Here is a 2,588-nt window from a genome sequence, read left to right as displayed (position 1 = left end):
CTGTATTAATAGCAATTGCATTAACATAAGTGCCAATCTGCCGTTTCCTTGATTAAAAGGGACTATGCAATAAAAATTAAATATAAAACGAGCTATTAATAAAAGTGAATGATGGACCTTACTAGAATTTAATGAGTTATATTGATCACATAATGTTACTGTTTTAAGAAATGAGCATGTAAGCATTCAAAAAGATGGGCAAGAAAGAAACTTGCTAGGTATTGATGATCCAGAATTTACTAGTGGAAATCGTGATGAAGAACATATTGTTAAAAGTGAGATTAGGAAAGCTAAAGATGGAATGCATTCAGACGGTTTTAAGGTATTGCTATCCCATAGGCCTGAATTTTTAGAAGCATATGCTGATGAGCAAGTAGATTTAGTGTTATCGGGTCATGCACATGGGGGGCAAGTTCGGTTACCTTTTATCGGGGGATTAGTTGCTCCTAATCAAGGAATACTGCCCAAATATACAGCGGGTTTATATGAACAACAAAATACGTCTATGATAGTTAGTAGAGGATTAGGCAATAGTATCATTCCGCAAAGAGTTTTTAATAGACCTGAGATTGTAGTCGTGCAGTTAAATTAATCTGTATGGCTTTTTTGTTCAGGAGAATAATTTAAAGGTAGTTTTTCTTGAGTACAAGTTTCCATTACAATTTTGTTAAAATTTTTCAACGTTACATAAAGTAACAAAATTTGACCTATTGAGTTTGTTATAGTGTAAATAATCAAAAAACTTAAAAATTAGTCGAGTTAAAATAGTTATTATTAAGCAATATTAAAAATATAAAGGGGTGTACAAATGCATAAAGAATTTGAAATTGAAGAATATACGGCGATTGAGGAGCAAATTCATTATTATAGTACGTCTTTATTAGTAAGTCATCCTGAGCAAATTGTAAAGTATTTAGAAAAACGGTTGGAAAAGTATGCAGAAACGTTACAATATGCACATTTATATCCGGAAACGGTTATATTACCAATACAGCAAATAGTTATCGAATATTCTTTAGATGTTGCTAGAATTAGAAGGTATTTAAATTTAAAAACATAACAAAAATCGAATAATTTACAATGAAACAGAGTCGACTTTAAGAAAAGATATTCTAATGTCGACTCTGTTTCATTGATTTAGTAAATAACAGAAAAAATATATGTTTGAAAAGTTTGACATATAATAATTCGAGAGTAAAATAAAAGTGAGTACTCACTCATTTTAAAGAAAAGGGGGATTTTTAGTGCAGCAACCTTCAATTATTTTACGAGATGTATCAAAAAGTTTTGGGAAAAAAGAAGTTTTGCATAACCTTTCGCTGCAAGTAGAAAAAGCAGAAATTTTTGGCTTGGTTGGACCTTCCGGATCAGGGAAAACAACACTCATTAAAATGATTGCAGGTATTAATGAGTCAACTACAGGGGATGTAATTGTTTTTAATACAAACATGCCTAATCTAAATGAAATGAAAAGAATTGGTTATATGGCTCAGGCTGATGCATTATACGAAGAACTATCGGCATATGAAAATGCAGATTTTATTGCAACGATGTATGGGTTAAAAGGTAAGCGTAAGAAAGAGAGAATCGTAGAAGTTTTTGAACTTGTGCAATTATCAGAGCATATGAAAAAGCAAGTACAGCATTTTTCAGGTGGAATGAAAAAACGTTTATCATTGGCGATAGCACTCCTTCATGAACCAGAAATATTAATTTTAGATGAGCCAACAGTTGGGATAGATCCTCTACTTCGAAAATCGATTTGGGAGAAGTTTTATGACCTTAAAAAGAAAGGAACAACTATTATTGTAACAACGCACATTATGGATGAAGCTGAGTTTTGCGAACGTCTAGGGCTAATTAGAGAAGGGAATTTAGTTGCGATTGGCACACCGGAGGAATTGAAAAAACAAACATCTTCTGGACGAATTGAAGATGTCTTTATGTTAGAAGGAGTGATTGAATCATGAGAGTTAATGGTGTAGTCATCCGTATCATTCGTCAATTTTTTCGAGATAAGCGTTCTTTAGCAATGATGTTTGGGGCACCAATGTTATTACTTTGGTTATTGTCGCTAGTATTTACACAAAAAGACTATATACCGCATATTGCTGTAGTCGATGTACCTGCTCCTATAGTAAAAGTAATGAAAAATCAAGAAGCATCAATTTATGAATATAGTAAAGACAAAGCAATTTCGGAATTAGAAAAGCAAAAGGTAGATGCAGTAATTCATTTAGAAAATGGAAAAATGAATCTTCTATTAGAAGGCAGTGATTCATCAAAAAACCGTGCGGTACTTCAAGTATTGCAAAAGAGTACAGAGAAGAATGATGTATCAATGATGAAGCCTGAAGTGGATTATTTACATGGCTCTAAAGACATTACGATGTTCGATGGGCTTGGTCCCGTATTAATTGGTTTCTTTACATTTTTCTTTGTATTTATATTGTCCGGAGTATCTTTTGTAAGAGAACGTTTAAGTGGTACATTAGAGAGATTATTGTCCACACCAGTGAGAAGATGGGAAATAGTTTTAGGATATATTATTGGTTTTGGAATCTTTGCATTTATACAATCTATTATAA

General features: G+C 32.4%; 3 protein-coding genes and 2 pseudogenes. 4 read left to right on the top strand and 1 reads right to left on the bottom strand.

The features are described 5' to 3' along the window. A pseudogene (locus AB3X48_RS20945) lies at positions 1 to 153 on the bottom strand (Fic family protein); the annotation flags it as partial. Here AB3X48_RS20945 and AB3X48_RS20940 point away from each other — a divergent pair. The 4 genes and pseudogenes from AB3X48_RS20940 to AB3X48_RS20925 all read left to right on the top strand — a co-directional run. Beyond that, a pseudogene (locus AB3X48_RS20940) lies at positions 152 to 592 on the top strand (metallophosphoesterase); the annotation flags it as partial. The pseudogenes AB3X48_RS20945 and AB3X48_RS20940 sit on opposite strands and share 2 nt — an antisense overlap. Before the next feature lie 216 nt (positions 593 to 808). Further along, complete coding sequence (locus AB3X48_RS20935; protein ID WP_002017002.1) at positions 809 to 1,060, top strand: hypothetical protein; 252 nt, start codon at positions 809 to 811, stop codon at positions 1,058 to 1,060. Positions 1,061 to 1,244: 184 nt separating this feature from the next. Further along, the gene (locus AB3X48_RS20930) at positions 1,245 to 1,970 is read left to right on the top strand and encodes an ABC transporter ATP-binding protein (RefSeq protein WP_002032219.1); all 726 of its coding nucleotides are present in this window, start codon (positions 1,245 to 1,247) and stop codon (positions 1,968 to 1,970) included. Then, positions 1,967 to 2,588: ABC transporter permease (locus tag AB3X48_RS20925; protein ID WP_367959900.1), on the top strand; the 622-nt coding region annotated here is incomplete at its 3' end. The genes AB3X48_RS20930 and AB3X48_RS20925, both read left to right, overlap by 4 nt.

This window comes from Bacillus sp. S4 (assembly GCF_040838205.1).
Lineage (GTDB): Bacteria > Bacillota > Bacilli > Bacillales > Bacillaceae_G > Bacillus_A > Bacillus_A cereus_U.
This window is presented reverse-complemented; position numbering and strand designations above follow the sequence as displayed.

Excerpts from the sequence above, each read along its gene's own strand:
- AB3X48_RS20935 (WP_002017002.1), top strand. The coding sequence starts at position 809 with ATGCATAAAGAATTTGAAATTGAAGAATATACGGCGATTGAGGAGCAA.